Here is a 26,132-nt window from a genome sequence, read left to right as displayed (position 1 = left end):
CCCCCGCGACCAGGACACTCCGTGACGCAAGCCAGGCAGGCGGTCGTCCAGACCACCGACTATCTTTCGCATCGCAAGCCCTTTCTCTTCGTGGATCATGCCGAGATCGGCGCGGACGGCATGCAGGCCTGGGGCGTGCATGCCTTCACGCCCGACGCCCCCTGTTTCGACGGGCACTTTCCCGGCGATCCGATCGTGCCCGGCGTCGTGCTCGTCGAGATGCTTGCCCAGACCGCCAACCTGCTGCTGAGCCATCGCGCAGGCCGCGCCTTGAAAGGCTATCTGGTGGGCGTGGAGGACGCGCGCTTCAACCATGTCGTGCGCCCGCCGGCCGACGTCACGGCGGAGGTCCGGCTGTTGCGCGAGGTGCCCAGTGGCGCCGAGGGCGGGCGCATCGTCACCTTCCGCGCAAGCGCGCACGCCGGCGGCAAGCGCTGCATGCGCGGCACCGTGAACATCTATACCGTCGGCGAACCCGGCGCCCCGCAGGACTCCCCCCGCCCCCTATAAGGAACCGACATGGCACAGGCATGGCATCTCGAGGACATCATCGCAACCATCAAGCAAGACCTCCTGCTGGACAAGCTGGATCTGGCCAATGGCGGCGTCACGCTGGCCGACATCCAGGACGACACCCCGCTCATCGACGAGGGCCTGGCGCTGGACTCGGTGGACGCGCTGGACCTTCTGGTCGCGGCGGAGAAGACCTTCGGCATCAAGCTGCCCGATCCCGACAAGGCCTTCATCGAGCGCACCTGCAAGGACGTGGGCACCCTCGCCCGCTACATTGCCAGCGAACTCGCCTCGCAAGACACCCGCGCCAGCGCCTGAGGCCAGGGCGGTGGGCGAAGGCGCGGGCGCAGTCCTGCTGATCGACGCGCACGACGCGCTGGGCCAGGCGCTTGGCCGCGCGCTGGCCGCGCAAGGCCGCGCGGTGATCGCGCTGGTGCGCCCGGGCCGGGGCGCCGGCCTGCCTGACGGCGTATGCGCCATCGAACAGGCGGATCCGGTGGCCTGGCTGCGCGATCCGGACAATGGCGCCCTGCCGCTGTCGGCCGTGCTCATCGGGCCGCCCGACGGTCTTGCCGATGACACGGCCTGGCCCGACACGGCGCACGATGCCATCCTGCGGTTCCTGGACGTGTTGCAGGCCGCAGGGCGGCGGCTTGCGCGCGGAGACGGCGGTCAACTCTGGGTGATGACGCGCGAAGACAGCCTGCGCGACAGTCTGGGGCTACCGCTGGCCGCGATGGAAAGCCAGGCCCGCCACGCCGCCGTCAAGAGCTTCGCCAAGGAAATGCTGCGCTTCGGCGTGCGCGTGAACTGTGCGCAACTGCAGGCCTGCCAGGAGGACGCCGGCGAGGACGCCTGGCGCGCCGCGCGGGACGGCCTGAAAGCCTATGCGATGAAGTTCCGCCCGATACGCGCGACGGACGCCGCGCAGGCGCTGTGCGGCTTCCTGGCCCAGCCTGCGCTGCCGCTGGCAGGGATGGTCGTGCCGCTGGGCATCGGCTTCATCGAAAACAATCTTTGAGCGCCCGCCAGGGCATCAACGCGCGCGCGCCGGCACGCAACGCCGCGGCCGCCGGCTGGCAAGCGGCAGACGCTTTCGCCGGCAGGCAAGGCTCAGCAAAACGACATCCCCCCCAGCAGCGGCAGCAGCACCGAGGACTGCAGCCAGGCATGGAAGACCAGCGCAAGCAGGCTGATGCCGACGACCGCGCCCAGGCAGCGTCCCAGCAGCCGACGCAACAAGGCGCGTCGCAATGGAATCAGCGTGCGCGGGGGGCTCATGCCGCCTGCCCGCCCGCCAGCGCGGGCCGCACGATCTGCCGGTCATTGATCGGCCAATGCAGCATCGCCGCCATGAGCCCCACGCCGATGGAGCCCAGCCACAGCAGGTCGTAGGAGCGCGTCTGGTCATAGACGTAGCCGCCCAGCCAGACCCCGAAGAAACTCCCCACCTGGTGGCCGAAGAAGACGAAGCCGAAGAGCGTGGTGATGTAGCGCACGCCGAAGACCTGCGAGACGAGCCCATTGGTGAGCGGCACGGTGCCCAGCCACAGCAGGCCCATGACGAAAGCGAAGGTATACGCCGACAGGGGCGAAAGCGGCACCGTGATGAAGAGCGCGATGGCGACCGCGCGCAGCAGGTAGATCCACGACAGCAGGTACTTGCGCCGCAGGAAGCCGCCCAGGTAACCGCAAAGGTAGGTGCCCAGGATGTTCGAGAGCGCGATGATGGCGAGCGTGGCGCCGGCCTGTTGCGCGCTCAGGCCCTTCTCCATCAGGTAGGACGGCATGTGCGTCGCGATGAACGCGAGCTGGAAGCCGCAGGCCAGGAAACCGAGGTTCAGCAACCAGAAGCCGCGATGCGAGAAGGCCTCCCGGATCGCCTGGCCCATGGTCTGGCGCGCCTCCTGCGCGGCCTGCGGCACCGGGCGCTCGCGCAGGAACGCCGCCAGCGGCGAGATCAGCAGCATCAGGATGCCCAGCACGATGGCCGCCATGGTCCAGTCCATGCGATCCAGCAGTCCCTGCGCCAGGGGCACCATGCAGAACTGGCCCAGGCCGCCGATGGCGCCGGCCACCCCCAGCGCCCAGCTCCGATGCTCGGCGGGAAACAGGCGGCTCAGCGCGCCATAGACCGCGCCGAAGGCCGTGCCCGACAACGCGATCCCGATCAGCAGGCCATTGGTGAGCGTGAACTGCAAGGGCGTGACCGACTGCGCCATCAGAACCAGCCCCAGCACATAGGCCAGCGCCCCGCCAAACAGCACCTTCGCCGAGCCATAGCGGTCGGCCAGCATGCCCGTGAACGGCTGGAAGACGCCCCAGGCCAGGTTCTGGATGGCCAGCGCAAAGCCGAAGGCCTCGCGCGACCATTCCCGATCCAGGATCACCGGCTGCATGAACAGGCCCTGGACGTGCCGGATGCCCAGCGCCATCCCCATGATCACGCCGCCCGCCACCACCAGCAGCCAGCGCCGCTGCCACACCTGCTCGGAAATGCCCATGCCGCTTGTCTCCTGCACGCCATCGCGACAGCCGCCGACGGTCCGGACCATTACACGCCCCGCCCTGCCAGGCTTCAAGCTATCAATTGGAAACCATCGCATTCCTTTTGGGAATGTGAAAGACATCGCCGCGGCTCAATGCCCCGCGTGGGCCGACGTCGCGTCTTGCGGTTTGCCATGCGCGCCGATCTCGATATTGCGAAGCAGCAGGTCCGGCGCGGGTCGGGTCACCCGCAGCTTGAGGGTCCAGGTGCCCGGCATCTCCAGCCTGACCGTCGCGCGATACTCGCCTGCCGTGCCGGTGGGCTCGGCGGGCACGGCAGGAACGTGGTGCGCCATGGGCATCGCGGGCATGTCGGCCGTCAGGGTGAAGACGGCCCCCGTCACCGGCTGCCCGCCATCGGCCAGCACCACGCGGCATTCGTACATGAGCGGCTGTGGCGCCGGCGTGCAACCGGCATGCGTGATCGCGGGGCGCGCCCAGGCGCTGCCCAGCCAGGTGACGGCAAGCAGCGCGCCGATGGCGCAACGTTGGAATCGCGTCTTCATGGAAGCTCCTCGGAAGTGAGTGAACGGACGCGCCGGCGGCGCGGCAGCCTGGGCCGCCAGCGCGCCAGGCGGCGAACCAGGATTTCGTCGAGCAGCCCGCGCGGGCGCACGATGAGCAGCACGGCCACCAGGCCGCCGAACACGGCCATGCGGTAGCCCTGGAAGGCACGTGTCGCCTCGAGCAGGACGATGTCCAGCGTCACGCCCAGCAGCGGTCCCAGCGGCGTGCCCAGGCCGCCGATCAGCGCGTAGGACACGCCATGGATGCCCAGCATCACGTCGAAATTGCGCGATTCGATGTAGGTGTTGTAGTGGGCATAGAGCGCCCCGCCCAGGGCCGCGATGGCCCCGGCCAGCATGGCCGCGCCCAGCTTGGCGCGGCGCACGTCGATGCCCATCGATTCGGCAAGCGCCGGATCATGGCCCGCCACCCGCAGCGCGAGGCCGGCACGCGAGCGCTCCAGCAGCCACAGGCCCGCGACCAGCGCCAGCAGCAGACACCAGACCAGCGACACGTAGCGCGCCGGATCGATGCCATGCTCGAAGATGTAGCGGATGCCGCCAAAGCCTGCCGCGCCATCGGGGCCGGCCATCTCGGGCGGACTGCCTTGCGGGCCATCGGACGGGACGCCTTGCCGCCATGACAGCCACTGCAGCGCCACCCGCGTCGCCTCGGCCGCCGCCAGCGTCGACATGGAGAAATAGAGCCCGCGCAGGCGCAGGGTCAGCGCCCCCAGCGCGCCCCCGGTCAGCGCGCCGATGAACACGGCCACCAGCAGCGCGGCCCACAGCGGCGCCCCGCCCAGCACCGTGACCAGGCCTGCGCCGTAGGCCCCCAGTCCGAAAAAGGCCTGCTGGCCGAAAGAGATCTCGCCGCCGATCAGCAGCACATAGGCAGACAGCGCCAGGAAAGCCAGCAGGCCCACGTTCGCGGCGAGGCTCAGCGCATCCACGCCCATCATGCCGCCCCCGCCGGAGACCGGCTGCCGCGCGCCAGGCCCGCGAGTCCGCCCGGGCAGCGCCACAGCACCAGGAGCAGCAGCAGATAACCGAGAAACTCCCTGCCCTGCGCGCCCAGCGTGCGCTGGGCATGGAATTCCAGCAGGCCCAGCAGCAGACCGCCGGCCAACGCGCCGCCGAACGATCCCAGCCCTCCCAGCAGGGCCGCGATCATGCCCTTCATGGTCGCCCACATCGCGAACATCGGCGTGACCTGCGCGTCGATGCTGGCAATCAGGAAGCCCGCCACGCCGCCCAGTGCGGCGGCAAGCAGCGTGACCCACGCGATCACCCGCTCGACGCGGATGCCGACCAGCGTTGCCGCATCGTGGTGATCCGCCACCGCCCGCAACGACACGCCCCAGCGCGTGCGATGCACCAGGAACCAGGCCAGGCCGGCCGTGGCGCCCGCGCACGCCATCGCGGCGAGGTAATCAGGCCGCAGCAGCGCCTGTTCCCCCGCGTGCTCGCCGATGCCGAAGAGGGATGGAAAGGCGTTCGTGTGGCGCGGCAACAGTGCCGTGGCGAACTCCTCCAGCTGCATCCAGATGGCGAAGGAGGCCGCCATCATGGTGACCGCCGCGCGCTGGCGGTGCGGCGCGAAGCACAGCCTGTCCACATAGAGCCCGGCCGCGGCCGTGACCAGCACGCACAGCGGCAGCAGCCACAAGCCATCCAGTCCCCACTGCTGCCGGGCCCACATGGCCGCATACAAGCCCAGCATGATGCAAGCGCCGAACGCCAGGTTGATGCTGCGCAGCACGCCGAACACCAGGGTGAAGGCGATGGCCAGCAAGGCATAGCTGGCGCCGACCGCGAGGCCATCCAGGGTGGCTTGCCACACGGCTCAGCCTCCTTCGCGCGCGTCTGGCGCGGACACCGGCAGGCCTGCGCCAGCCTCCCACCAGCCCGCGACAGCCGCGCGGGCGTCCTGCCGGCCGGCGTCCCCACGATCCAGGCGCAGCGCCTTGCCATCCTGCAACAGATAGCTGCGATCGGCGACGGCGCTGGCAAACACCGCATTCTGCTCCGCCAGCAGAATGCCCATGCCCTCCCCGGCGAGTTCACGGATCCAGGCCGACAGCTCCTGCACGCGCCGCGGTGCGAGTCCCTGCGAGGGCTCGTCCATCAGCAGCAACGCGGGACGGGACATGAGCGCGCGCGCGATGGCCAGCATCTGCTGCTCGCCGCCGGAGAGGGTTCCCGCGCGCTGGCGCTGGCGTTCGGCCAGCGCCGGATACCGGACCAGCATACGCTGCAGGTCGGCGCCGATTCCTTGCCGGTCGCGGCGCTGCGATGCGCCCGCCAGCAGGTTGTCACGCACGGACAGCGACGGAAAGACCATCCGGTGCTGCGGCACCAGGGCGACGCCCAGCGCGACGATATCGGCCGGCGGCCTGCCGCCCAACTCGATGTCGCCGCCGCCATCGCGCCCGGCATAGCGGATGCTGCCCCGCGCGGCCCCGATCGCGCCCACCACGGTGCGCAGCAGGGTCGTCTTGCCCGCGCCGTTCGGTCCCAGCAGGCAGGCCACCGCCCCCCGCGGCACGGTCAGCGACAGGTCGCGCAACACCCGTTGCGGCCCGTAGCCCGCCGCCAGCCCACGCACCGTCAGCACTCCCGCGTGGGCAGCCGTCATGTCCCCTCTCCCAGGTAGACCCGGCGCACACGGGGATCGGCGCTGACAGCGGCGGGCGATCCCTCCGCGATCTTGCAACCGCGCTCCAGCACCGCCAGCCGGTCCGAGACGGCCATGACCAGACGCATCACATGGTCGACCAGCACGACGCCGACGCCCGCGCGCCGGATGCGAAGTATCGTTTCGCCCAGCATGCCGACCTCCTCCTCGGTCAAGCCCGCCGCCGGTTCGTCCAGCAGGACCAGCCGTGGCCCTGGCGACAAGGCACGGGCCAGCTCCAGCCGCCGTCGCGCGCCGAATGACAATTCGCCGGCCAGCCGGCCCGCGTCATGCGCCAGGCCGCAAGCCTCGAGCCACGGCATGTCGTCCTTGCGCCGCCACGGCCAGCCGCGCCCCACGGGCAGCGCCGCGGCCAGGTTCTCCCTGACCGTCAGCGCAGCCACCAGCCGCGGCTCCTGGAAGGTGCGCCGCAACCCGAGGCGCGCGCGCCGATGCGCGGGCAGATGGCCGATGGGCTGGCCCGCCAACCGCAAGGTGTCGGGCGGGCTGGGCCGCAAGCCCGCCAGCAGGTCCAGCGTGGTGCTCTTGCCCGACCCGTTGGGGCCGATCAGCCCGAGCACTTCGCCCGCGGCCAGATCCAGGTCCAGCCCGCTCAACGCCTGAACCCCGCCGTAACGGCAGGCCAGGCCACGAACCGCCAGCAGCATCGCCATCGTGCGCGCGGCTTACTGCACCGGCGCGTGCACCACCGCCCACTCGGCCCCGGTGGCCTGCACGAAGACGAAGGGCTTGATCGATTCGCGCTCGGGCGTGCGCTGCGAAATGCCCAACAGGCCATCCATCTGAGTCTGCTTCGACAGGCCGGCGCGTATCCTGTCGCGATCCGCCTTGACGGTGTCGGGCTTGCCCAGCACGCCCTCCGATTCGATGGCGGCCTTGATGGCGTACAGGTTTTCCCAGGCCGACATGCTGTGCAGGTCGGCGTAGCCCTTGAACTGCGCGGTGGCATCGGCGGCGGCGCGCGCCTGCGGATTCACCGGCGCGTAGCTGGTGGGGATGATGAGGCCTTCGGCCTGCTGCGCGCAGACGTCCAGGGTCTCGGGGCTGGAAATGCTGGTCAGCCCCAGCAGCACCTTGGGCTTGACCCCCTGGCGGGCCATTTCCTTCAACACGCCGCAGGCCGTGAAGGGATGCGCCGAGATCGCCACGATGTCCGCGTTGGCCGCCTTCATCTCGCGCACCTGCGCCGTGAAGTTGGTATCGTCCAGCAGCCACTTCGCCTCGCCCTTGACGTCATAGCCATCCTGGTTGGCACGCGCCTTCATGATCGAATACCAGGTCTGGTTGGAATGCACGAAGTTCTCTTCCACGCCGCCATACACCGTCCTGGCATCGGGATGGTGCTGCTTCACCCAGGCGAACAGCTGGCGGTACAGCTCGATTTCATCGGGGATATTGCGAAAGGCCCAGTCGGATTGCCTGGCCAGGCCGATCTTCATGGCCACGTCGGTGAACACCGGGAACTGCACACCCGAATCCTCGGCGTCGCCCGCGCGCTTCTGCTGGATGCCGAACACCGCCTCCACGACGGGCGAGCAGGTCGTGCCCACGCCGGCCAGCCAATCGGCCGCGGCGAAACGCCGCACCAGCGAAATGCCTTCGTCGACGTTGCAGCGGTCGTCGTAATACCCGATCTCGATCCTGCCGCGGCCGCCATCGCCCAGCTTCACGCCGCCCGCATCGTTGATCTCCTTGGCCGCCGCGCGCAAGGCGGCTTCGCTGTTCAGGCCGAACTGACGCAGGACGCCGCTCTTGGCGCCGAATCCGACGATCTTGATCACGCGCTCTTCCTGCGCGGCGGCCTGGCTGCCGCCCAGCGCAAGTCCGGCGCTCACCGCCAGCGCCAGTGCGCCCAGGGCCAAGGTCGATGTTGCGGCTTTCTTCATGTCGGGTCTCCAGGTCTTCAAGGGTTGGATGCGCGCCCGGTGGCCCGCGGCCAGTCCGCGCAAGCGGCGCGTCCTTTGGATTTCAACGTCCTCTGCCACACGCGCCAACTACCAACTTTCGTAGCCTTGCGGCCTTAGGCCTGCGCCTGCCCCACGTCGAGCAGGGCCGCCAGGAAGGGCTCGGGGTGGCGCGCCAGCTCGCGCGTGCGCACGTTCAGCGCCACCATGTCGATGGTGATGGTGGCCAGCAGCGCATCGCCGCGCCGCGCCTCGGTCACCCAGCGTGACTTCGATGGCCGGCACCACGCGATGCGCGCGCGCAGGCTCAGGCTGTCCTCCAGCCTGGCCGACAGGTGGTGCTGTGCCTCCACCCTGTGCACCACCAGCATCACGCCGTGGGCCGACGCCAGCGAGGCGAAGCTGTAGCCGGCGGCGTACATCAGCTGGTTGCGCGCATGCTCCGCGAATTCGATGTAGCGCGCGTGATAGACGTAGCCCCCCGCGTCGGTGTCGGCGTAGCACACGCGGTGCGTGATGCCGGCGTCCGTACGCTGCTGGCCGGCAAGCGCCGTGTCGGTTTCCATATCCTGGCCCTTCATGGTTGCGGGGGGGCCGACGACTCGGCCGGATGCTCGCTTCATCGCTGAAAGCCGCCATCCACGCGCAAGGTGGTCGATTGCAGGTAGCCCGGCGCCAGCAGGAAGGCCACCGCCTCCGCCACCTCATGCGCCTGCCCCACGCGCCGCAATGCCGCGCCCTGCACCACGTGGGCGGTCATGGCGGACGACAGTCCCGCCATCATGTCCGTCTGGATGAACCCCGGCGCCACGGCATTCACGCGCAAGCCGGACCCGCTGTGGCGCCGGCCCAGCCAGTGCACCATGCCGATCAGCGCGCCCTTGCTGGCGGCATAGGCCACCTGCCCTTCCTTGCCCGCGATGCCGCCCAGGGACGCCACCACCACCAAGGCGGGGGCGGGCGAGCGCAACAACTGCGGCAAGGCGGCCGACACCAATCGCGCCGCGCCCAGGAAGTTGGTGGCGAGCACCTGCGCGTAGCGTTCCCGCGCCTGCGTCAGGAAGGCCGCGTCATCGGTGATGCCCGCGTTGCTGACCAAGGCATCCAGGCGTCCGAAATGCGCCCCGGCCTCTTCAGCCAAGCGGTCCGGTTCCGCCGCCAGGGACAGGTCCGCGCGGACCATCGCATGCGGCACCTCCCGGGCATCCAGTTCACGCGACAAGCCGCCTGCGGCAGCGTCATCGCTGCGATAGGACAGGACCAGCCGGTATCCCGCCTGGCCCAGGCGGCGCGCCACCGCGGCGCCGATGCCGCGCACGCCGCCCGTGATCAGTGCCACGGGTGCGTCATCGCCCGCCTCAACGGCTGAAGAAACCATGCGTGTCCTCGATGCCCAGCGCTTCGAAAAGACTGCTGAGCACCGTGTAGTCGCGCGAGAGCCGGCGGTCCTTGCCGGCCTCTTCCAGGCGCGCCAGGATGCCCTCCCGCCCCGGCACGGACAGGTACGCCAGGATGGAGGCCCAGCTGCCGTGATCCACCGTCGTGAAGTCCGTCATCGCATCCACCAGCCTTGCGCGGAACGTGGCCCGGTCCTCGTCGCCCAGCGCCTTGTAGACCGACCCCACGATCTCGTGGAAGGCCACGCTGTGGGCGGACTCGTCCTTGCGATGCAGATCGGTGTTGATCCGGTTCAAGGGCTGGATGGTCTGGTCGCTGGACACCTGGTTCAGGTAGGCGTTGATCGACATTTCGGCCACCGAGGCATAGGCCATGCGCAGCAGCACGGCTTCCCGCGCGCTTGCCGCCTGCGCCAGACGCGCCTTCATCAGCCGTCCCACCTTGGGCGGCGGCACCACGTAATCGTGCAATGCATGCCGCTCGCGTGCGTTGTTGCAGATGTCCAGGCACATCAGGATATGGAATTGCTCATCCACCTGGATCTGCGCGATGACCTGCTTCACGCCCGCCGCCCCGACGCCCGGCAGGTCGCCGCGCAGCAGCTGCGCGCACAGTGGCTGGACGATCTCGTCCTCGAGGTAGATGGCCTTTTCGTTGTAGGCCACCCACGCCGCCGCCAGCAAGCGCAACCGGGTCGCCTCGTCCAGCGCCCCGATGGCGGGATCGTGCCAGAACGGCACCATCGCCACGGGGAAGTCGGGAATGGACGGGTCGTAGTACTGGCTCAGGTCCAGGCGCTCCTGGCGCACCGCCACCCGCGTGTTCCAGCTTCGGCCCAGCCTTGCGATCACATCGCGGGACAGCGCCGCGTCATCGTTGACCGTCGTGTACATGTCGGGCTCCTTCCGTATCGTGAGGTAAAGGCACGGGCGTGTCCGCCAAGGGGCTGCCAAGAAAAGCGATTGCCGCCTCGTGCAGCGCGCGCGACTGGAAGACGCCGAAATGCCCCGCATCCGGCAGCGCCAGGAAACTGCCTCGGCCCAGCCCCTCCGCCACGGCGCGCGCGCTTTCCAGATGGATGAGGTCGTCCTGCTCGCCATGCAGCACGCGGGCCGGCACGTCCACCCGCGGCAACAGCGCGTGCCAATCCTCTGCCTGGCAGGCGGCCTGCAGGAGGGCGTAGCGATGCGTGGAGGCATCGCTTGCGAACGGCAAGGCATTGACGGCCAGCAAGGCCCGGCTGGTGGCGTCGGCGCCAGCGGGCGGGTTCTTCTGCAGCAACAGGCGCACCAGCGCCGCGTAGCGCTGGCCTTCCTGCGCCACCTTCACCCACATCGGCAACATCGTGCGTTGATAATCGGTCTGCTGCGCCACGCCGGGCAACACCATGGACGGACTCGCGATCAGCAGCCGGCCGGCACGCAGCAGGCCATGGGCCAAGCCATGGACCGCGGTGTTCGCGCCCGAGCAATAGGCCACCACCGCGTGCGCCCGGCCGCCTGCCGTGTCCAGCACCTGGGCCGCGTCGCGCGCCTGCCGGGCCACGGAGAGATCGCGTGCCGGGTCGCAGGCGTGCAGGTCCGGCAAGCCACGCGACTCCCACAGCAGCACGTGATAGTCGCGCGCCAGCGCTTGCGCCAGCGCCGCCAGCAGCACCACGGACACCCCCAGCGCGTTGACCAGCAGCACGACCGGACGCCCGGGCGTGCCCGCCTCGAACCAGGCCAGCGGCACGCCGTCGTCGGCCAGCAGCGTGCCGGGGCGCAATCCCTCCAGCGCTGCCAGCACGGGCAAGGCCTGGTCCGCCTCGGAAAGATAGGGCAATCGTCGAGCAAGGGCGGACATGGCTAGGTCTCCTCGCTGCCGGGCAGCGCGTGTTCGGCCACGCGCCCCGCCGTCTTGCGGATGACGAGGCAGAGGCAGGCGGTGGGATGGAAGCCCTGGACCAGCACGGCATGCACGCCAGGCGCCGGCGCCGCCAAGACCGTCTCGATCAGGTACAGCGGCGCGCTGGCCGCCAGGTAATCCGGCAAACCTGGCCGGCCTGGGTACAGCGCATGGATCCGCACGCCCGCGCCCTCCTCCCCCGGCACGGCCCGCGCAATCAAGGCGCGCACGTCGGGATCGCTCGCGGTGTCCTGCCCCTGGGCGGACAGGGGGGTCGCCAGGTGGCCGCTGGCCCATCCCATGACCACCGCGCCCGCCGCCTCTTCGGCGGGATCCGCCTCGCGCACCCACAGCAGGCCGACGCCTGGCAGGATCGGCCCGGCATCCGCGTAACGCGGCGTGTCCTTCAGGTGTGCGGCGTAGCGTTCGCTCGGCAAGTCGAAGCCGCCGGCCAGCATCGCACGCGCATTGCCCGCGCGGATCTGCCGGCAGGCCGCGATGATCGCGTCCAGCCCGGACTGGTAGCCCAGCAAGGTCAGGTTGGGCCCTTGCAGGCCATGCACCGACGCCACGATGGCCGCGACCGCATTCGGCAGCCCCGTGGCATACGCCGAGGGCGTCACGCCGCCGAAGCCTTCGCGCGCGACGGTCTCCAGGGCCTGTTCGGCGACATCGATGGCGCCGAACTGCGTGCCCAGGCTCACGCCCACGTCCGCCGGGACCGGCGTGTCCGGCGCCACGCAGCGGGCGCTGGCGTGCAGCACCATGCGTGCGCGCAGCGGCAATGCCCCCACCTTCTTCGACCGCCGCTCGCGGCACAATCTGGCCTCGTCCAGTCCCTCGGCCCCCTGGACGCGGTTGGCCGCCGCATGGGAAATCACCAGCGCGCGCACTGGACGCGCGTCGCGCTGACGCGCCGCGGCGGAAGCGCCTTCGAGTGGCCGGGCGCTCATGCCGCCAGCCTCCCGATATCCGCCGCGTAGGCCGCCGGATGCGCCAGCACCATGACGCAGTTGTTGCCGCCAAACCCGAAGGCATCGACCAGGACATGCCGGGCGGACAAGGCGCGCACGCCGCCGTGCACCACGTCCACGTCCAGGGCGGGGTCGATCTGCTGCAGACCCGCCGTGGGCGGCACGCCGCCCTGCGCCAGGGACAAGGTGGCAGCCAGCAGCGAGAACGCGCCCGCGGCCGCCTGGGAGTGGCCCAGGATCGACTTCACCGAGGTCAGGGGCGGCAAGGCCTGCGTGCCGAAAGCCGCGCGCAAGGCGGCGACCTCGGTGGCGTCGTTCGCCAGCGTGCCCGTGCCATGGGTGAAGACCGCGCCCAGTTGTTCAGGCTTCACGCCGGCCGCGGCAAGCGCCTGGCAGACGGCACGGCGCACGCCATCGAGATCCGGCGCCGTCACGTGCTCGGCATCGCAGCTGATGCCGTATCCGGCGATCACCGCCCGCACCCGTGCGCCCCGCTGCAACGCGGCGTCCAGCGGCTCCAGGCAGAAACAGGCCGCGCCCTCGGACAGCACCACGCCGCGCCGGCCCGCATCGAAGGGCCGGCAAGGTCCGCCCGAGGCCAGCCGCAGGCCGTTGAAGCCGCAGACGGTGTATTCCAGCAGCACGTCCATGCCGCCCGCGACCATCAGGTCGGCCTCGCCCGCGCGCAGCATGTCGATGGCCTGCGCCGGCGCCGCCAAGCCCGAAGAACAGGCCATCGACAGCACCAGGGTCGGCCCGCGCCACGGTGCGCCGCGCGCATGATCGGGCACGATGCTGGACCCATCCATGTCGGCCTCGCTCAAGGCCTCGCAGTGCGCGGACGGCAGGCGCAACTGGTTTTCCGCGATCTCCACGCCCGCGGTGGTCGTGCCCAGCACGCAGCCCGCGCGCTGGCTGAGCGGATCGGCCTGGGCATCCGCCAGCGCGGCGTCCACGGCATAGGCCGCGATGCGCCGCGAGCGGTTGTCGCCGCGCGCCTGCGCGCCCGGCAGGCTGGCCCACAAGTCCTCGGGAATCGACACGACGTTGTCCACCGGATAGGCCGATAGCGCCCGCTTGGCCCAGGGGCCGCGCAGTTCCGCCTGGCCCGCCAGGGCATCCCACATGGCCTGCGGCGTCCCGCCCAGCGGCGAGAACACGCCGATGCCCGTAATCGCGATAGGCATGTCTCTCATGCTGCGTTCCCCTCTCAGGCGCCCACGCCCGCGGCGCGGATGCTGTCGGCGAATCCCCGGCAGCTCAGGTCCCGCAGGGTCTGCGGATCGAACTGGATGCCGAAGCGCGCCTCCAGTTTCACGGCGGCATCGATCATGTCCACCGAATTGATGCCATAGTCCGACAAGGGCTCGGTCTCGTTGATGTGCTCGGGAGGCAGGCCCAGCATCTGTGCGAACAGCGCACGCACTTCCTGCTGGACCTGGCTGGCGGAGAGGTCGGATCGGATCACAGGCGCTTGCACGAAGAGGGTCTCCTTCAAAGGCGGAAATGGATGCCGGACGCGTCGCGGCGCAGGGGCGTGATCAATGGCGCGCCGGGTCCGGGGGGGCTGCGGCCAGCGGCGCACGCGCCAGCCTCACCGCGCACACCGTCGCAAGCCACGCGCCCATCGCAATGGCAAAGGTCACGCCCGCCATCGCCCGTGACGACGTCCCGGCGTCGCCCGCCACGCCCAGCGCCAGGTACAGCGCGCCCAGCAAGGCGATGCCCAGCACGATCGAGAGCTGCACCGCTGTCGTCACCAGGCCGCTGATGGCTGGCGCATGCGCCGGCGCCGTGCGCAGGGTCATCTGGTTCACCGTGGTGCCGAAACCCAGGCCATGGCTGCCGCCAGCCAGGAACAGCAAGGGCACCATGGCCGTCGCGGCCCAGCCCAGGCCCAGCGCCGTCGCGCCGAAAGCCAGGTTGGCCAGGCCCATCGCGCCCAGCGACACGGCGGGGGTCCAGCGCAGCCAGGCCGCGGGCAAGCTGGACCACTTCAGGTTCGAAATGCCGAAGCCCAGCGCATAGGCGGTGAACACCAGCCCGGAAGTCAGCGGCGAAAAGCCCAGGCCCGCCTGCAGATACAGGGCCGCGGCAAAGAGCCAGCCGCCGTAGCCGATGAAACCCGTGGCGATCACGGCGAGGCCGGCACGGATGCCAGGCGTGGCCAGGGCCTGCAGATTGAGCAGCGGTGCGCCGCCTCGGCGCGCCAGCGCGTTCTCGTGGCGCCAGAACCCCCACAGGCCGAGCAGCCCCGCCGCCAGGCTGGCCCATGTCCATGCGGGCCAGTGGAGATCCTGGCCGAAGGTCAGGGGAACCACCACGCCCAGCATCGATAGCGACAGAGCCAGCACACCGACCAGGTCCAGCCGCCTGCGCTCGCCGCGCGTATCAGGAATGACACGACGCGCCAGCCATACCAGCGCGATGCCGATCGGGACGTTGATGAGAAACGCGGGGCGCCAGCTGCTGCCCGCCAGGTCCACGGTGACGATCACCCCGCCCAGCAACTGGCCCGCCGTGGCGCCCAGTCCCAGGATCATCGAGTAATAGCCGATGGCCCGCGCACGCGCGCCCCCGGCGTAGTGATGCTGGATCAGCGACAGCACCTGCGGCACCAGCAGCGCCGCGCCGACGCCCTGCGCCACGCGCCCCGCAACCAGCCACCCGGTGCTGGGCGCCAGGCCACAGGCCAGCGAGGACACGGTGAAGATCGATACGCCCAGCACGAAGACGCGCCGGTAGCCGTGGTCATCGCCCAGCCGCGCGCCGGTGATGAGAAACACCGCATAGGCAAGCACGTAGCCCGCCACCGCAAGCTGCAGCGCCGCGCCGGACAGGCCCAGGTCCGCGCGCATCGCGGGGGCTGCCACGTTGGCGATCGAGGTATCCATGGCGGCCATCGCCTGGCCCGCCAGCAGCAGGGGGAGCAGGTAACGGTGGCGCGCCGCCGGCCCCGCAGCCGCGCTGTCGCGCGGGCCGGGCAAAACCGTCACTGCCGCCGCCGTCCTGACCTCCGAGATACCCATGCCTCGCCCTCTGTCGCGTCCCATGCCGCTACCGGCATTTCACGGGCGCGCGGCGCTTGCGGCAACTACCAAGGTTCGTAGGAGGGCGGCAAGGCCGTGATACAACGACAGGCTGTTTCCAGGAGACCGGAATGATCAGCTACACCATGGTGGGCGTTGCCGACCTCGACCGCGCCGCGGCGTTCTATGAGCCGATTTTCGAAACGATGGGGCTGGCCCAGTGCTGGCGCGATGCGCAGGCAGTGTGCTGGGGCGATCCGGACGACACGTCCTCCCCCCGCTATTTCGCCTGCCTGCCGTTCGACGGCGCGCCCGCCCGGCCCGGCAATGGCGTCATGACGGCGCTGCGCAGCCGCGACGCCGGGGAAGTGGCCGCGCTGCACGCCCTGGCGCTGCAGCACGGCGGCAGCGACGAGGGCGCCCCGGGCTTGCGGGAGCGCTATGGCCCGACGTTCTACGTGGCCTATGTGCGCGACCCGGACGGCAACAAGCTGGCCTTCACCTGCACGCTGGCAGACCCGGGCTCGGCCGAAAACGCCGCGGATCAGCGCGGCTGAATGCCGTCAGGTCAGGCCGCCGACGCGCCCAGCAATCCCCGGGCCACCTGGCCCGCCTGATGGGCTTCGGTCTCGGTGTCATAGCCCTGCTCGGCGCCAAGCAGCTCGCCGGGAGTGCCGTCTTCCTTCAGCCGGTTGATGCGCCACTCCCACTTGCCGGCGTCGCCTTGCCCGACGGTCAATCCAATGCTGCTGTCGATGCGCTTGCTGTCCATGATTCCCTCCGCTGACGCCTGAAGCCCGATTGCCCCTGGGACGAGGCCGTTCCCGCGAGGGCGGCCGCCGGCTGTGCGCGCCAGCTTGCTTGCTGCCATCATGGTACTGCCGCCATGCACCCAAGGCCAACGGGCAAGGCGGCCGTCTCCGGCCACTGACGTTGGCCACTGGCGCCGGCCAGCCACCGCCGGCCCGGACGGCAAAACGGGCTAGACTGGCGGCCTGCGCGCCCTGCGCCTGTCTTCCGGCCGCCCTGGCCCCGATTCCGTGACCGATCCCGTGACCCAAACCGCCTTTTCCGCCCTGCCCCTGAACCCCGCCCTGCTCTCCAACCTCGAGACGCTGGGCTATACCGAGATGACGCCCATCCAGGCAGAAGCCCTGCCCGTCATCCTGAGCGGCCAGGACCTCATCGCGCAGGCCAAGACCGGCAGCGGCAAGACGGCCACCTTCGGGCTGGCACTGCTGCACGCGCTGAACCCCCACCTCTTCGCGGTGCAGGCGCTGGTGCTCTGCCCCACGCGCGAACTGGCCGACCAGGTCGCGCTGGAACTGCGCAAGCTGGCGCGCGCCATTCCGAACATCAAGATCCTGACGCTGTGCGGCGGCACGCCGATCCGCCCCCAGACCGAGTCGCTGGCGCACGGCGCCCACGTCGTGGTGGGCACGCCCGGACGGCTGATGGACCACCTGGCGCGCGGCAACCTGGCGCTGGAACGCCTGCGCACGCTGGTGCTGGACGAGGCGGACCGCATGCTGGACATGGGCTTCTTCGACGACATCGCGCAGATCGTCGCCCAGTGCCCGGCGCGCCGCCAGACGCTGCTGTTCTCGGCCACCTATGCCGCCGACATCCGCCGTGCCAGCGCCCGCTTCCTGAACCGGCCGGCGGAGGTCAAGGTCGAGGCGCTGCACGCGCCCACGCAGATCACCCAGATCTTCTATGAGATCCCGCGCGAGACGCGCGAGGCCGCGGTAGAGACGCTCATCCGCCATTTCCGGCCCGTGTCCACGCTGGCGTTCTGCAACACCCGCGCCCAGTGCGAGAACCAGGCCGCCTTCCTGCGCGAGCGCGGCATCAACGCCCTGGCGCTGCACGGCGACCTGGAACAACGTGACCGCGACGCGGTGCTGCTGCAATTCGCCAACCAGAGCTGCTCGGTGCTGGTGGCCACGGACGTGGCCGCCCGCGGCCTGGACATCAGTTCGCTGGACGCCGTCATCAACGTCGACGTGACGCAGGACACCGAAGTGCACGTGCACCGCGTGGGCCGCACGGGCCGCGCCGGCGAAAAGGGCCTGGCGCTGAACCTGTGCGCCCCGCACGAGATGCGCTGGGCCACCCTGGTGGAAAAATACCTGGGCACGCCGCTGCGCTGGGACGACATCAGGAAGCTGTCGCCTGCCCCCGGCGGCCCGCTGCTGCCGCCCATGGTCACGCTCAGCATCCTGGGCGGCAAGAAGCAGAAGCTGCGTCCCGGCGACCTGATGGGCGCCCTGGCCGGCGAGGCCGGGCTCACCAAGGAACAGGTGGGCAAGATCACCGTGCAGGAGTTCTACAGCTACGTCGCCATCGCCCGCGACGTCGCGCCCCGCGCGTTGGCCGCGCTGACCAACGGCAACATCAAGGGCCGCAATTTCCGCGTCCGCATCATGGACGGCACGACCCGTGACGACGAGGCGCACGCCGCCGCCCCCGCCGAACGCGCGCGGCCAGGCGGCCCCTCCCGTTCCGCCCCGGGCCGGGAGGCCGCCCCGTCCCACCGGGCAGGCGCTGGCAACCGGGCCGCCACATCAGCGCAGCCGCGCCGTGGCGCCGGCGATGGGCGTGCCCCCAGCCGCCCGGGTGCCCCGCGCACGGGCGGACCCGGCCGGCGCTCGCGCTAGACCGCCACCGCCTGTCCGGGAAGCGAACGCCGATCAGCGGGATCAGCCGTCGGCCGCGACTGGCGCCTGCTTCCTCCACTCCCGCGGAGAGTATCCGGACAGCGCCTTGAATGCCCGCGACAAGGCGGCTTCGCTGCCGTAGCCGACCTCATCCGCAATCCGCTTCAAGGGACGCCCCAGCCGCAGCGCCCGCTGCGCCAGTTGCACGCGCCAGCATTGCAGGTACTGCCCCGGCGTGCTGCCCACGGTGTCGCGGAACGTCGTGGCGAACACGCTGCGCGACATGCCCGCGACGCCGGCAAGCGCATCGAGCGTCCACGCCTGCGCGGGCGCCTCATGCATCGCCACCAGCGCATGGCGCAGCCGGGGATGCGACAGGCCCGACAGCATCCCGCCCTTCACCTCGCCGCTTTCCATCAGCTGGCGCAGGACCTGGATCATCACCACCTCGAACAACCGTTCGACCAGCGCCACGCGCCCGCAACGCTGTTCGAAGGCTTCCTCGAACAGCAGCGACAGCACCGCGACAGCCCCCCCGATGCGATCCAGGGGCAGGCATACGACCCCCGGCAATGCCGACGCGACCGGATTGTCGGCGCCGCCCTCGAAACTCAGGTGCGCGCAGACCATGTCGGCGCCGCGCTCGGGGTCGGTGAGGAAACGGTGGCTCAGCGGCCGCGGAAACAGCAGCAGGCTGGGCTGCGCGATAGGCAGGGTCTCCTGGCCGTAACGCACCTGCACCGCGCCGTCACGAATCAGGTGCAACTGCCCTCGCACGCCGTCGCTGTCCACGGCATTCAGGCCGCACAGCGCGCCTGCGTTGAACATCTGCGCCCGCACGGGAAAGTGCGTCATCAAGGCGGCAAGCCGATCCACCATTCCGGACTCCTGATCAATTTTTCAGGACTATATATCACCAAGGGTTCCATCGGCGCGGGCAAACTCTTTCCTACGGCGAACACACACGCCACCCTCGAACCCGAACAGGACACGTCCATCATGAAACTGCTTTCCCAACTCCTCGCCACCCCCCTCCTGGCCATGGCCGTGCAGGCCGGCGCCGCGCATGCGGCACCCGGCGCCCCCGTCATCCGCAATGCAAGCACCCTCACCACGCCCGACGGCGTGGACCTCTACTACAAGGACTGGGGCCCCAGGAACGGTCCGGTGGTGACGTTCAGCCACGGCTGGCCGCTCAACTCGGACAGCTGGGAATCGCAGATGATCTTCCTGGCCTCGCAGGGCTATCGCGTGGTCGCGCATGACCGCCGTGGCCACGGCCGTTCCAGCCAGCCCTGGGAAGGCAACGACATGGACCACTACGCCGACGACCTGGCCGCCGTGATCGATGCGCTCGACCTGAAGGACGTCACCCTGGTCGGCTTCTCCACCGGCGGCGGTGAAGTGGCGCGATACATCGGCCGCCACGGCACCGCGCGCGTGAAGAAGGCTGTGCTGGTCAGCGCCGTGCCTCCCTTGATGCTGAAGACGGCGGACAACCCGGGCGGCCTGCCGATCGAAGTCTTCGACGGCATCCGCAAGGCCTCGCTGGAAAACCGGGCACAGCTCTACCTGGATCTCGCCTCGGGTCCCTTCTATGGCTACAACCGCCCCGGCGCCAAGGCCTCGCAGGGCCTCATCGACAGCTGGCGCGCGCAAGGCCTGCAGGCCGGCCACAAGAACACCTATGACTCCATCGCGGCGTTCTCGGCCACCGATTTCCGCGCGGACCTGAAGAAGTTCAACGTGCCCACCCTGGTCATCCACGGCGACGACGACCAGATCGTGCCGCTCGACAGTTCCGGCAAGGCATCCGCCGCGCTGATCAGGAACGCCCAGCTGATCGTCTATCCGGGCGCCCCGCACGGCCTGACTGACACGCACAAGGCGCGCTTCAACCAGGACCTGCTGGACTTCCTGAAACGCTGAGCAGCCTTGTCCGCATGAAAAAGGCCCGGTACGCCTAGGCGCACCGGGCCTTCCCCATCAAGACTTGAAGACGGCGACGATCAGTTGTAGCGGCCGCCCACGCTGTAGCGGCCGGCGCCCAGCAATGCGATGGACAGCGAGCCGAACAGGAACAGGCCTTGCAGCTCGAGCTGCCAGCCGCCGTTGTTCGTGAAGCCGAACAGCTGCGAGCTGTGCGCCAGGGCGATGGCCACCAGCATGTTGACGGCGGCGATGAGCGCGGCCGGGCGTGTGTACAGGCCGATGATCAGCAGGATCGGGGCGATCAGCTCACCCACGAAGACGCCATAGGCCACGAAGGTCGGCCAGCCGGCGGCGCTCACCATGCCCTGGATGCCGGCGATGCCGTTCGTCAGCTTGAAAAGGCCATGGAACAGCAGAAGGATGCCGATGGTCAGTCGGAGGAGCAGCTTGCCGGCGTCGTCATTGGTGGACATGATTCGCGTCTATCCATTTGAAGTGAAAAGGAAATATTCGTCCGGGCAAAACACCCGGAAACGAACCTGCGCGCAACTTAGCAGCTTGCCGCCCCCCGCGCAACCATCGACAGCGGTCCCGCGACAGCCGCGGTGTCGCGACGCTCACCGTCCCGGCACGGGGTCGCGCGGACGCACGTCCCGGTAATGGTCGCGCGGCGCACGGATGGGCACTACGGGTTCCACCTGGATCTGCACCGGCGTGACCTGCCGTTCGCGGCGGGTCGTGGCGGGTTGCTGGGTGGACAGCGACCGGGTGCCGTAGACCTTGTCGGGAATGTCGGGCTTGGCGCGGGTCTCGCCGGCCGGCCGCGCGGCCTTGGGCGCGGCAGGCTGCGAGGTCGAATACACCTGCCCTGGCGTGGGCCCGCCGGGCGAGCTCACCTGCACCTGGGCGCCGCCGGGCAGCACCCGCGGCATCGGATGATTGACAGCCGCGGGCGCCGCGGGCGTCAGCGGCGTGCCTGGCGCGGGATTCACGTCGATGACGGGCGCCGGCGTCGCGCGCGCCATGTCGGCCGCGGGTGCGTAACGAAAGGCGGGCTGGTTGGCGCCCTGGGCCAGCGCCGGGAGGGCCAGCGCCATCAACGCCGTGCCGGTGGCGGCGGCGCCCAGCACACGGACCAGTGCCGAGCCTGAAAGGGTGCGGGCCATGATGTGAAACTCCCGATGCATCTGAACAGGGCTAGCGTTGCCGATGCCGCCTCGCGCGTCAAGCGGGAAACAGGGCGGAATCCCGTCCTGTTCCCAGCTGAAACATCGGCCCCGCCATCGCTATGGCATGATGGGTTCAACGACCTTCCCCCGTCCTCGTCGACCGCCACGGAGTCCGCGCCATGACCGCCCTGCCCGCCATCGCCTTGCGCCCCACCCGCCGCCTTGTCACCCGCGCGGCGCTGGCAGTGTCCCTGCTGGGTCTTGCCGGCGCCCACGTCCTGCCCGCCGCGCACGCGGCACTGTCCGCGGGCGCACAGGCACCCACGTTCACCGCCGAGGCGGCCCTGGCCGGCAAGCCCTTCACCTTCGACCTGGCGCAAGCCCTGAAAGAAGGTCCCGTCGTGCTGTACTTCTATCCCGCGGCGTTCACGCAAGGCTGCACGATCGAAGCGCATCTCTTCGCCGAAGCCACCGACACCTACAAATCGATGGGCGCCACCGTGATCGGCGTGTCGGGCGACGACCTCGAGACGCTGAAGAAATTCTCCGTCAGCGCCTGCGGCGGCAAGTTCGCCGTGGCGGCCGACAGCGATCACAGCATCATGCAGAACTACGACGTGGCGCACGCCGTGCTGCCCGGCGTGGCCAACCGGGTCTCCTTCGTCATCTCGCCCGAGGGCAAAGTGCTGTACCAATATGCCAGCGGCGACCCGTCCAACCACGTGAAGAACACCATGGAGGCCGTTCGCGCCTGGCACCAGGGCGCCCACGCGCCGCGCAACAACCCGGAAAAGAAATAAGCAATGGCTTCGCTGTACTGGGCACGCACCGACCTGCGCGTGCATGACAACGCGGCGCTGCACGCCGCCGCGCAACAAGGGCCGGTGACGGCCGTCTACCTGGCGGCCCCCGGTCAATGGCGCATCCACGGCGACGCGCCCGCGAAGATCGACTTCTGGCTGCGCAACCTGCGCGCCTTCGCCGACGCGCTGGCCGAGCGCGGCATCGACCTGCACGTGCTGACGATGGACACCTGGGCCGAGGCGCCCGACCTGCTGGCCGACTTCTGCGACGCCCACGGCATCGGCGCCGTCCACTGCAACATCGAATATCCCGTCAACGAGCGGCGCCGCGACGGCCTGGTGGCGCGCCGCCTGCGCGAGCGGGGCGTGGCACTCCTGGGCCACCATGGCGCCGTGCTGCTGGCGCCCGGCACGGTTCGCACCGGCGGCGGCGACTACTACCGCGTCTTCACGCCGTTCTCGAAACGCTGCCGCGACCTGCTGCGCGAAGCGCCGCTGGCCGCCTTGCCGCCCCCTGCCGCGCAGTCGGTCCCGCGACGCGGCGAGGCGCCCGCCCCCACGCCCTTGTCGGCCGACGGTTTCGAGACGCCCCCGGCCGCGCTCGGCGACCAGTGGCCTGCCGGCGAGGACGCCGCCCATGCCGCGCTGGATGCGTTCGTGGACGAGGCCATCACGGCCTACGACACCCGCCGCGACCTGCCCGCCTATCGCGGCACCAGCCGCGTCTCCGCCTACCTGGCCGCCGGCGTGCTGTCGCCCGGCCAGTGCCTGCGCGCGGCGCTCTCGGCCAACCAGGGCGAGCTCGACAGCGGCAGCACGGGCGTGCGCACCTGGATCACCGAGATTCTCTGGCGCGAGTTCTACCAGCATCTGCTGGCGGGTTTTCCCAGCCTGTCCATGCACCAGCCCATGAAGCCCGAGACGGCGGCCGTGCCCTGGCGCGACGCGCCCGACGACCTCCAGGCCTGGCAGCAGGGCCGTACCGGCGTGCCCATCGTGGATGCCGGCATGCGCGAGCTGCTGGCCTGCGGCTGGATGCACAACCGGGTGCGCATGGTCACCGCCATGTTCCTGTCCAAGAACCTGCTCATCGACTGGCGGCTGGGAGAAGCCTGGTTCATGGCCCATCTGGTCGATGGTGACCTGGCGGCCAACAACGGCGGCTGGCAATGGTCGGCCTCCACCGGCGCCGACGCCGCGCCTTATTTCCGCGTCTTCAATCCCGTGTCGCAATCGCAGCGCTTCGATCCGCAAGGGGTCTACCTGCGCCGCTGGCTGCCCGAACTGGCGAACCTGGACAACAAGGCCATCCATGAGCCAAGTGCCGCGCAACGCAAGGCTTGCGGCTACCCGGCGGCCATCGTGGACCTGAAGACCAGCCGACAGCGGGCCATCGATGCCTATGCCGGCTTGAAGTGACGACGCCTGCCGGCGCGTCGGAAGCACCCGGCAAGCCCTCCCATCCCCGCCAAAAATCACAAAGCAGGTAACGAGGAATGTCCAGGACTGGGCTCGGTCCCCGATATTGAGCCAGTTCGATACGTCTGGTGGCTTGTCCCCTCCCGCGGCTTGCTACACTGCGGGCAGGAATGAGGCGCCAGCCATGCCGGGCCCGGCGCCAGACCGCTTTCGCGCAAGCGAGTACAAGTCCTGAACCCGTCTTCTAAGCAGCACCAGGAGCCAGACATGTCCTCCCTGTACGAGTTTTCCGTCACCGATATCGAGGGCGCGCCCCGCGCCCTCGCCGACTTCCAGGGCAAGGTTGTCCTGGTCGTCAACGTCGCGTCGCAATGCGGCTTCACGCCGCAATACGAAGGCCTGGAAGCCCTGCAGCGCGACTACGCCGCGCAAGGCTTCGCCGTGCTGGGCTTTCCCTGTGACCAGTTCGGCCACCAGGAGCCGGGCGACGAAGCCAGCATCAAGTCCTTCTGCGAATTGCGCTACGGCGTGACCTTCCCGATGTTCGCCAAGGTCGAGGTCAACGGCAACAATGCCGCGCCGCTGTATCGCTGGCTCAAGGGCGAGAAGCCCGGCATCCTCGGCACCGAGGCCATCAAGTGGAACTTCACCAAGTTCCTGGTCGGCCGCGATGGCCAGGTCATTCGCCGCTACGCGCCCACCGACACGCCCGCCAGCCTGCGCAAGGACATCGACGCCGCGCTGGCCCAGCCCGCGCCTGCCGCCACCCCCTGACCTCCCGCCCGACAGGACCATCGCCATGATCGACCTGTATTACTGGACCACGCCCAACGGCCACAAGATCACCCTCTTCCTGGAAGAGACCGGACTGCCCTACACCCTGCATCCGATCAATATCGGCAAGGGCGAGCAGTTCGCGCCGGCATTCCTGGCGATCGCACCGAACAACCGCATCCCGGCCATCGTCGATAACGCCCCCGCCGACGGCCAGGCGCCCATCCCGCTGTTCGAGTCCGGCGCCATCCTGCTCTACCTGGCGGAAAAAACGCACCAGTTCATCCCCGCGGATCCGCGCGGACGCGCCGACGTCCTGCAGTGGCTCTTCTGGCAGATGGGCGGCCTGGGCCCCATGGCCGGCCAGAACCACCACTTCTCGCAGTACGCGCCGGAAAAACTTCCCTACGCCATCGACCGCTACGTGCGCGAGACCAACCGCCTGTACGGCGTGCTGGACAAGCGCCTGGCCGACCGTGAATTCATCGCGGGCGACTATTCGATTGCCGACATGGCGTCCTATCCCTGGATCGTGCCGCACCAGAAGCAAGGCCAGGACCTGGACGATTTTCCCCACCTGAAGCGCTGGTTCGAGGCCATCAAGGCGCGGCCGGCCACGGTGCGCGCCTATGCGCGCGCCGAGGCGATCAACCAGCAGCCATCCGTCAGCGACGACGCGTCGCGCCGGATTCTCTTCGGGCAAACCGCGGCCTCGGTCCAACGCTGAGCCGCCCACCACGCAAGGAGCGCAACCATGCATGCAGAGTACAAGGTTCCCGGCGGCAAACTCGTTGTCGCCGATCTCGAGGTCGTGGACGGCCAGATGCGCAATGTGCGCATCAGCGGCGACTTCTTCCTCGAGCCACCCGAAGCGCTGGATGCCATCAATGACGCGCTGGAAGGCATGCCCGTCGAAGCCAGCGAAACCGAGATCGCGCTGGCGGTCCAGCTGGCCCTGCCCGACAAGGCCGAGCTGTTCGGCTTTTCGTCCGAGGCCGTCGCCGTCACGGTCGGCCGGGCGCTGGGCTGATCCCCGCCGCCGCGCGGGCGGCCGCCATTTCCCCCCTGACCGCGACCACGCGCCGGCGCTGCCGGCGTGGCGCTTTTCGAGCATCGACTGAATGAGCACTGCGCAGCAGCCCCCCCGCGCCGATTGGCGGGATTTCGACTGGCAACTGATCCACGAGGGTCCCGAGCAGCCGGCCATGCACATGGCGCTGGATGCCGTGCTGGCCGACGAGGTCGGCGCGGGCCGGCACCCGCCCACGCTGCGCATCTGGGAATGGGCCGCGCCAGCCGTGGTCATCGGCCGCTTCCAGTCGCTGCAGAACGAAGTCGAGCCCACCGGCGCGCAACGCCACGGCATCACCGTCGTGCGGCGCGTGAGCGGCGGCGGCGCCATGTTCGTCGAGCCCGGCAACACCATCACCTATTCCATCTATGCGCCCGATGCGCTGGTGCGCGGCATGTCCTTCCAGGAATCCTACGCCTACCTGGACGACTGGGTGCTGGAAGCGCTGGGCGAACTGGGCATCCGCGCCTGGTACCAGCCGCTGAACGACATCGCCTCGGATGCCGGCAAGATCGGCGGCGCCGCCCAGGCCCGCCGCGGCCGCGCCGTGCTGCATCACGTCACCATGTCCTATGACATCGACGCCGACAAGATGACCGAGGTGCTGCGCATCGGCAAGGAGAAGCTCTCGGACAAGGGCATCGCCAGCGCCAAGAAGCGCGTGGACCCCTTGCGCAGCCAGACCGGCATGCCGCGCGACGAAATCATCGCGCGCATGCTGGACGTTTTCCGCCGCCGCTACGGCCTGACGCCCGGCGCCCTGCGCGACACCGAGCGCGAGCAGGCACGCGAGCAGGCCGACGCCAAGTTTTCCACCCCGGAATGGACCGCGCAGGTGCCCTGACCC

At 69.7% G+C, this 26,132-nt stretch carries 31 protein-coding genes and 1 pseudogene; 12 read left to right on the top strand and 20 right to left on the bottom strand.

Going from position 1 to position 26,132, the window contains the following annotated elements:
- Positions 1-21 precede the first annotated feature (21 nt).
- The 3 genes from ODI_RS11460 to ODI_RS11450 are packed head-to-tail and all read left to right on the top strand — an operon-like array spanning position 22 to position 1,534.
- The gene (locus ODI_RS11460; RefSeq protein ID WP_067749298.1) at positions 22-510 is read left to right on the top strand and encodes a 3-hydroxyacyl-ACP dehydratase FabZ family protein; all 489 of its coding nucleotides are present in this window, start codon (positions 22-24) and stop codon (positions 508-510) included.
- Positions 511-519: 9 nt separating this feature from the next.
- Entirely contained in the window at positions 520-831 is a 312-nt protein-coding gene (locus tag ODI_RS11455; RefSeq protein WP_067749300.1) for an acyl carrier protein, read from the top strand.
- Between the two features lie 10 nt (positions 832-841).
- Positions 842-1,534 carry a hypothetical protein gene (locus ODI_RS11450; RefSeq protein ID WP_067749303.1) on the top strand — a complete coding sequence of 231 codons (693 nt, stop codon included), beginning with the start codon at positions 842-844 and terminating at the stop codon, positions 1,532-1,534.
- Between the two features lie 92 nt (positions 1,535-1,626).
- On the opposite strand, the gene ODI_RS22285 is transcribed toward ODI_RS11450, so the two are convergent.
- The 16 genes from ODI_RS22285 to ODI_RS11375 form a co-directional block, all read right to left on the bottom strand.
- On the bottom strand, positions 1,627-1,794 hold the full coding sequence (locus tag ODI_RS22285; RefSeq protein WP_157929751.1) for a hypothetical protein: 168 nt from the start codon (positions 1,792-1,794) through the stop codon (positions 1,627-1,629).
- Entirely contained in the window at positions 1,791-3,017 is a 1,227-nt protein-coding gene (locus ODI_RS11445; RefSeq protein ID WP_067749309.1) for an MFS transporter, read from the bottom strand. The genes ODI_RS22285 and ODI_RS11445 overlap by 4 nt, the downstream gene beginning before the upstream one ends.
- 135 nt (positions 3,018-3,152) lie before the next feature.
- Positions 3,153-3,566 (bottom strand): FixH family protein, encoded by a 414-nt coding sequence (locus ODI_RS11440; protein ID WP_067749313.1) that lies wholly within the window; start codon positions 3,564-3,566, stop codon positions 3,153-3,155.
- Positions 3,563-4,528, bottom strand: a complete 966-nt coding sequence (locus ODI_RS11435; protein ID WP_067749316.1) for a branched-chain amino acid ABC transporter permease — start codon at positions 4,526-4,528, stop codon at positions 3,563-3,565. Before ODI_RS11435 ends, ODI_RS11440 begins: the two co-directional genes overlap by 4 nt.
- Complete coding sequence (locus tag ODI_RS11430; protein ID WP_067749318.1) at positions 4,525-5,409, bottom strand: branched-chain amino acid ABC transporter permease; 885 nt, start codon at positions 5,407-5,409, stop codon at positions 4,525-4,527. Before ODI_RS11430 ends, ODI_RS11435 begins: the two co-directional genes overlap by 4 nt.
- Before the next feature lie 3 nt (positions 5,410-5,412).
- Complete coding sequence (locus ODI_RS11425; RefSeq protein ID WP_067749320.1) at positions 5,413-6,204, bottom strand: ABC transporter ATP-binding protein; 792 nt, start codon at positions 6,202-6,204, stop codon at positions 5,413-5,415.
- Positions 6,201-6,917 carry an ABC transporter ATP-binding protein gene (locus ODI_RS11420; protein WP_082985124.1) on the bottom strand — a complete coding sequence of 239 codons (717 nt, stop codon included), beginning with the start codon at positions 6,915-6,917 and terminating at the stop codon, positions 6,201-6,203. Before ODI_RS11420 ends, ODI_RS11425 begins: the two co-directional genes overlap by 4 nt.
- A 12-nt stretch (positions 6,918-6,929) precedes the next feature.
- The gene (locus ODI_RS11415) at positions 6,930-8,150 is read right to left on the bottom strand and encodes an ABC transporter substrate-binding protein (protein WP_067749323.1); all 1,221 of its coding nucleotides are present in this window, start codon (positions 8,148-8,150) and stop codon (positions 6,930-6,932) included.
- Positions 8,151-8,284: 134 nt separating this feature from the next.
- On the bottom strand, positions 8,285-8,734 hold the full coding sequence (locus ODI_RS11410; protein ID WP_067749324.1) for an acyl-CoA thioesterase: 450 nt from the start codon (positions 8,732-8,734) through the stop codon (positions 8,285-8,287).
- Between the two features lie 53 nt (positions 8,735-8,787).
- Positions 8,788-9,546: an SDR family NAD(P)-dependent oxidoreductase gene (locus tag ODI_RS11405; RefSeq protein WP_067749327.1), complete on the bottom strand. Its 759-nt coding sequence runs from the start codon at positions 9,544-9,546 to the stop codon at positions 8,788-8,790.
- Entirely contained in the window at positions 9,527-10,459 is a 933-nt protein-coding gene (locus ODI_RS11400; RefSeq protein WP_067749330.1) for a diiron oxygenase, read from the bottom strand. The genes ODI_RS11405 and ODI_RS11400 overlap by 20 nt, the downstream gene beginning before the upstream one ends.
- The gene (locus ODI_RS11395) at positions 10,437-11,411 is read right to left on the bottom strand and encodes an alpha/beta fold hydrolase (protein ID WP_157929750.1); all 975 of its coding nucleotides are present in this window, start codon (positions 11,409-11,411) and stop codon (positions 10,437-10,439) included. The genes ODI_RS11400 and ODI_RS11395 overlap by 23 nt, the downstream gene beginning before the upstream one ends.
- A gap of 2 nt (positions 11,412-11,413) precedes the next feature.
- Positions 11,414-12,406 carry a beta-ketoacyl synthase N-terminal-like domain-containing protein gene (locus ODI_RS11390; RefSeq protein ID WP_067749337.1) on the bottom strand — a complete coding sequence of 331 codons (993 nt, stop codon included), beginning with the start codon at positions 12,404-12,406 and terminating at the stop codon, positions 11,414-11,416.
- Entirely contained in the window at positions 12,403-13,614 is a 1,212-nt protein-coding gene (locus ODI_RS11385; protein ID WP_231968036.1) for a beta-ketoacyl-[acyl-carrier-protein] synthase family protein, read from the bottom strand. Before ODI_RS11385 ends, ODI_RS11390 begins: the two co-directional genes overlap by 4 nt.
- Before the next feature lie 23 nt (positions 13,615-13,637).
- Positions 13,638-13,907, bottom strand: coding sequence for an acyl carrier protein (locus ODI_RS11380; RefSeq protein ID WP_067749342.1), 270 nt, complete (start codon positions 13,905-13,907; stop codon positions 13,638-13,640).
- Positions 13,908-13,968: 61 nt separating this feature from the next.
- Complete coding sequence (locus ODI_RS11375; protein WP_231968035.1) at positions 13,969-15,423, bottom strand: MFS transporter; 1,455 nt, start codon at positions 15,421-15,423, stop codon at positions 13,969-13,971.
- 164 nt (positions 15,424-15,587) lie between these two features.
- Here ODI_RS11375 and ODI_RS11370 point away from each other — a divergent pair, with 164 nt between their 5' ends.
- Entirely contained in the window at positions 15,588-16,013 is a 426-nt protein-coding gene (locus tag ODI_RS11370) for a VOC family protein (protein WP_067749346.1), read from the top strand.
- 11 nt (positions 16,014-16,024) lie between these two features.
- On the opposite strand, the gene ODI_RS11365 is transcribed toward ODI_RS11370, so the two are convergent.
- Positions 16,025-16,228, bottom strand: coding sequence for a hypothetical protein (locus ODI_RS11365; RefSeq protein ID WP_067749353.1), 204 nt, complete (start codon positions 16,226-16,228; stop codon positions 16,025-16,027).
- A 280-nt stretch (positions 16,229-16,508) separates the two neighbouring features.
- On the opposite strand from ODI_RS11365, the pseudogene dbpA reads away from it, so the two are divergent.
- Positions 16,509-17,888 (top strand): annotated as a pseudogene (dbpA, locus tag ODI_RS11360) (ATP-dependent RNA helicase DbpA); the annotation flags it as partial.
- A 270-nt stretch (positions 17,889-18,158) separates the two neighbouring features.
- Here the strand turns inward: dbpA and ODI_RS11355 are convergent.
- Positions 18,159-18,995, bottom strand: coding sequence for an AraC family transcriptional regulator (locus ODI_RS11355; RefSeq protein ID WP_067749359.1), 837 nt, complete (start codon positions 18,993-18,995; stop codon positions 18,159-18,161).
- A 120-nt stretch (positions 18,996-19,115) separates the two neighbouring features.
- Between ODI_RS11355 and ODI_RS11350 the strand changes: the two genes are divergently transcribed.
- Positions 19,116-20,045 carry an alpha/beta fold hydrolase gene (locus ODI_RS11350; protein ID WP_067749362.1) on the top strand — a complete coding sequence of 310 codons (930 nt, stop codon included), beginning with the start codon at positions 19,116-19,118 and terminating at the stop codon, positions 20,043-20,045.
- An 80-nt stretch (positions 20,046-20,125) separates the two neighbouring features.
- Here ODI_RS11350 and ODI_RS11345 read toward each other — a convergent pair whose 3' ends face one another.
- Both ODI_RS11345 and ODI_RS11340 read right to left on the bottom strand, forming a co-directional pair.
- Positions 20,126-20,521, bottom strand: a complete 396-nt coding sequence (locus tag ODI_RS11345) for a DoxX family protein (protein ID WP_067749365.1) — start codon at positions 20,519-20,521, stop codon at positions 20,126-20,128.
- 144 nt (positions 20,522-20,665) lie between these two features.
- A complete protein-coding gene (locus ODI_RS11340; protein ID WP_067749367.1) occupies positions 20,666-21,214 on the bottom strand; it encodes a hypothetical protein in 549 nt (182 codons plus the stop codon).
- Positions 21,215-21,396: 182 nt separating this feature from the next.
- Here ODI_RS11340 and ODI_RS11335 point away from each other — a divergent pair, with 182 nt between their 5' ends.
- From ODI_RS11335 to ODI_RS11310, 6 genes are all read left to right on the top strand, one after another.
- Complete coding sequence (locus ODI_RS11335) at positions 21,397-22,017, top strand: peroxiredoxin (RefSeq protein WP_067749369.1); 621 nt, start codon at positions 21,397-21,399, stop codon at positions 22,015-22,017.
- 3 nt (positions 22,018-22,020) lie between these two features.
- Positions 22,021-23,439, top strand: a complete 1,419-nt coding sequence (phrB, locus tag ODI_RS11330) for a deoxyribodipyrimidine photo-lyase (protein WP_067749372.1) — start codon at positions 22,021-22,023, stop codon at positions 23,437-23,439.
- Positions 23,440-23,706: 267 nt separating this feature from the next.
- Positions 23,707-24,213, top strand: a complete 507-nt coding sequence (locus ODI_RS11325; protein WP_067749374.1) for a glutathione peroxidase — start codon at positions 23,707-23,709, stop codon at positions 24,211-24,213.
- 25 nt (positions 24,214-24,238) lie between these two features.
- On the top strand, positions 24,239-24,940 hold the full coding sequence (locus tag ODI_RS11320) for a glutathione binding-like protein (protein ID WP_067749376.1): 702 nt from the start codon (positions 24,239-24,241) through the stop codon (positions 24,938-24,940).
- A gap of 27 nt (positions 24,941-24,967) precedes the next feature.
- Positions 24,968-25,243: a lipoate protein ligase C-terminal domain-containing protein gene (locus ODI_RS11315; RefSeq protein ID WP_067749379.1), complete on the top strand. Its 276-nt coding sequence runs from the start codon at positions 24,968-24,970 to the stop codon at positions 25,241-25,243.
- A gap of 91 nt (positions 25,244-25,334) precedes the next feature.
- Positions 25,335-26,129 carry a lipoate--protein ligase family protein gene (locus ODI_RS11310; RefSeq protein ID WP_067749381.1) on the top strand — a complete coding sequence of 265 codons (795 nt, stop codon included), beginning with the start codon at positions 25,335-25,337 and terminating at the stop codon, positions 26,127-26,129.
- Positions 26,130-26,132: the final 3 nt, after the last annotated feature.

The organism is Orrella dioscoreae (assembly GCF_900089455.2).
Lineage (GTDB): Bacteria > Pseudomonadota > Gammaproteobacteria > Burkholderiales > Burkholderiaceae_B > Orrella > Orrella dioscoreae.
This window is presented reverse-complemented; position numbering and strand designations above follow the sequence as displayed.

What these genes read in the sequence shown, in the direction of transcription:
- ODI_RS11435 (WP_067749316.1), bottom strand. Translation starts at nt 4,528, where the DNA reads ATGATGGGCGTGGATGCGCTGAGCCTCGCCGCGAACGTGGGCCTGCTG.
- ODI_RS11455 (WP_067749300.1), top strand. Translation starts at nt 520, where the DNA reads ATGGCACAGGCATGGCATCTCGAGGACATCATCGCAACCATCAAGCAA.
- ODI_RS11355 (WP_067749359.1), bottom strand. Translation starts at nt 18,995, where the DNA reads ATGGTGGATCGGCTTGCCGCCTTGATGACGCACTTTCCCGTGCGGGCG.
- ODI_RS11445 (WP_067749309.1), bottom strand. Translation starts at nt 3,017, where the DNA reads ATGGGCATTTCCGAGCAGGTGTGGCAGCGGCGCTGGCTGCTGGTGGTG.
- ODI_RS11310 (WP_067749381.1), top strand. Translation starts at nt 25,335, where the DNA reads ATGAGCACTGCGCAGCAGCCCCCCCGCGCCGATTGGCGGGATTTCGAC.
- ODI_RS11395 (WP_157929750.1), bottom strand. Translation starts at nt 11,411, where the DNA reads ATGTCCGCCCTTGCTCGACGATTGCCCTATCTTTCCGAGGCGGACCAG.
- ODI_RS11320 (WP_067749376.1), top strand. Translation starts at nt 24,239, where the DNA reads ATGATCGACCTGTATTACTGGACCACGCCCAACGGCCACAAGATCACC.
- ODI_RS11415 (WP_067749323.1), bottom strand. Translation starts at nt 8,150, where the DNA reads ATGAAGAAAGCCGCAACATCGACCTTGGCCCTGGGCGCACTGGCGCTG.
- ODI_RS11325 (WP_067749374.1), top strand. Translation starts at nt 23,707, where the DNA reads ATGTCCTCCCTGTACGAGTTTTCCGTCACCGATATCGAGGGCGCGCCC.
- ODI_RS11345 (WP_067749365.1), bottom strand. Translation starts at nt 20,521, where the DNA reads ATGTCCACCAATGACGACGCCGGCAAGCTGCTCCTCCGACTGACCATC.
- ODI_RS11315 (WP_067749379.1), top strand. Translation starts at nt 24,968, where the DNA reads ATGCATGCAGAGTACAAGGTTCCCGGCGGCAAACTCGTTGTCGCCGAT.
- phrB (WP_067749372.1), top strand. Translation starts at nt 22,021, where the DNA reads ATGGCTTCGCTGTACTGGGCACGCACCGACCTGCGCGTGCATGACAAC.
- ODI_RS11370 (WP_067749346.1), top strand. Translation starts at nt 15,588, where the DNA reads ATGATCAGCTACACCATGGTGGGCGTTGCCGACCTCGACCGCGCCGCG.
- ODI_RS11420 (WP_082985124.1), bottom strand. Translation starts at nt 6,917, where the DNA reads ATGGCGATGCTGCTGGCGGTTCGTGGCCTGGCCTGCCGTTACGGCGGG.
- ODI_RS11410 (WP_067749324.1), bottom strand. Translation starts at nt 8,734, where the DNA reads ATGGAAACCGACACGGCGCTTGCCGGCCAGCAGCGTACGGACGCCGGC.
- ODI_RS11385 (WP_231968036.1), bottom strand. Translation starts at nt 13,614, where the DNA reads ATGCCTATCGCGATTACGGGCATCGGCGTGTTCTCGCCGCTGGGCGGG.
- ODI_RS11400 (WP_067749330.1), bottom strand. Translation starts at nt 10,459, where the DNA reads ATGTACACGACGGTCAACGATGACGCGGCGCTGTCCCGCGATGTGATC.
- ODI_RS11440 (WP_067749313.1), bottom strand. Translation starts at nt 3,566, where the DNA reads ATGAAGACGCGATTCCAACGTTGCGCCATCGGCGCGCTGCTTGCCGTC.
- ODI_RS11350 (WP_067749362.1), top strand. Translation starts at nt 19,116, where the DNA reads ATGAAACTGCTTTCCCAACTCCTCGCCACCCCCCTCCTGGCCATGGCC.
- ODI_RS11405 (WP_067749327.1), bottom strand. Translation starts at nt 9,546, where the DNA reads ATGGTTTCTTCAGCCGTTGAGGCGGGCGATGACGCACCCGTGGCACTG.
- ODI_RS11365 (WP_067749353.1), bottom strand. Translation starts at nt 16,228, where the DNA reads ATGGACAGCAAGCGCATCGACAGCAGCATTGGATTGACCGTCGGGCAA.
- ODI_RS11335 (WP_067749369.1), top strand. Translation starts at nt 21,397, where the DNA reads ATGACCGCCCTGCCCGCCATCGCCTTGCGCCCCACCCGCCGCCTTGTC.
- ODI_RS22285 (WP_157929751.1), bottom strand. Translation starts at nt 1,794, where the DNA reads ATGAGCCCCCCGCGCACGCTGATTCCATTGCGACGCGCCTTGTTGCGT.
- ODI_RS11425 (WP_067749320.1), bottom strand. Translation starts at nt 6,204, where the DNA reads ATGACGGCTGCCCACGCGGGAGTGCTGACGGTGCGTGGGCTGGCGGCG.
- ODI_RS11340 (WP_067749367.1), bottom strand. Translation starts at nt 21,214, where the DNA reads ATGGCCCGCACCCTTTCAGGCTCGGCACTGGTCCGTGTGCTGGGCGCC.
- ODI_RS11390 (WP_067749337.1), bottom strand. Translation starts at nt 12,406, where the DNA reads ATGAGCGCCCGGCCACTCGAAGGCGCTTCCGCCGCGGCGCGTCAGCGC.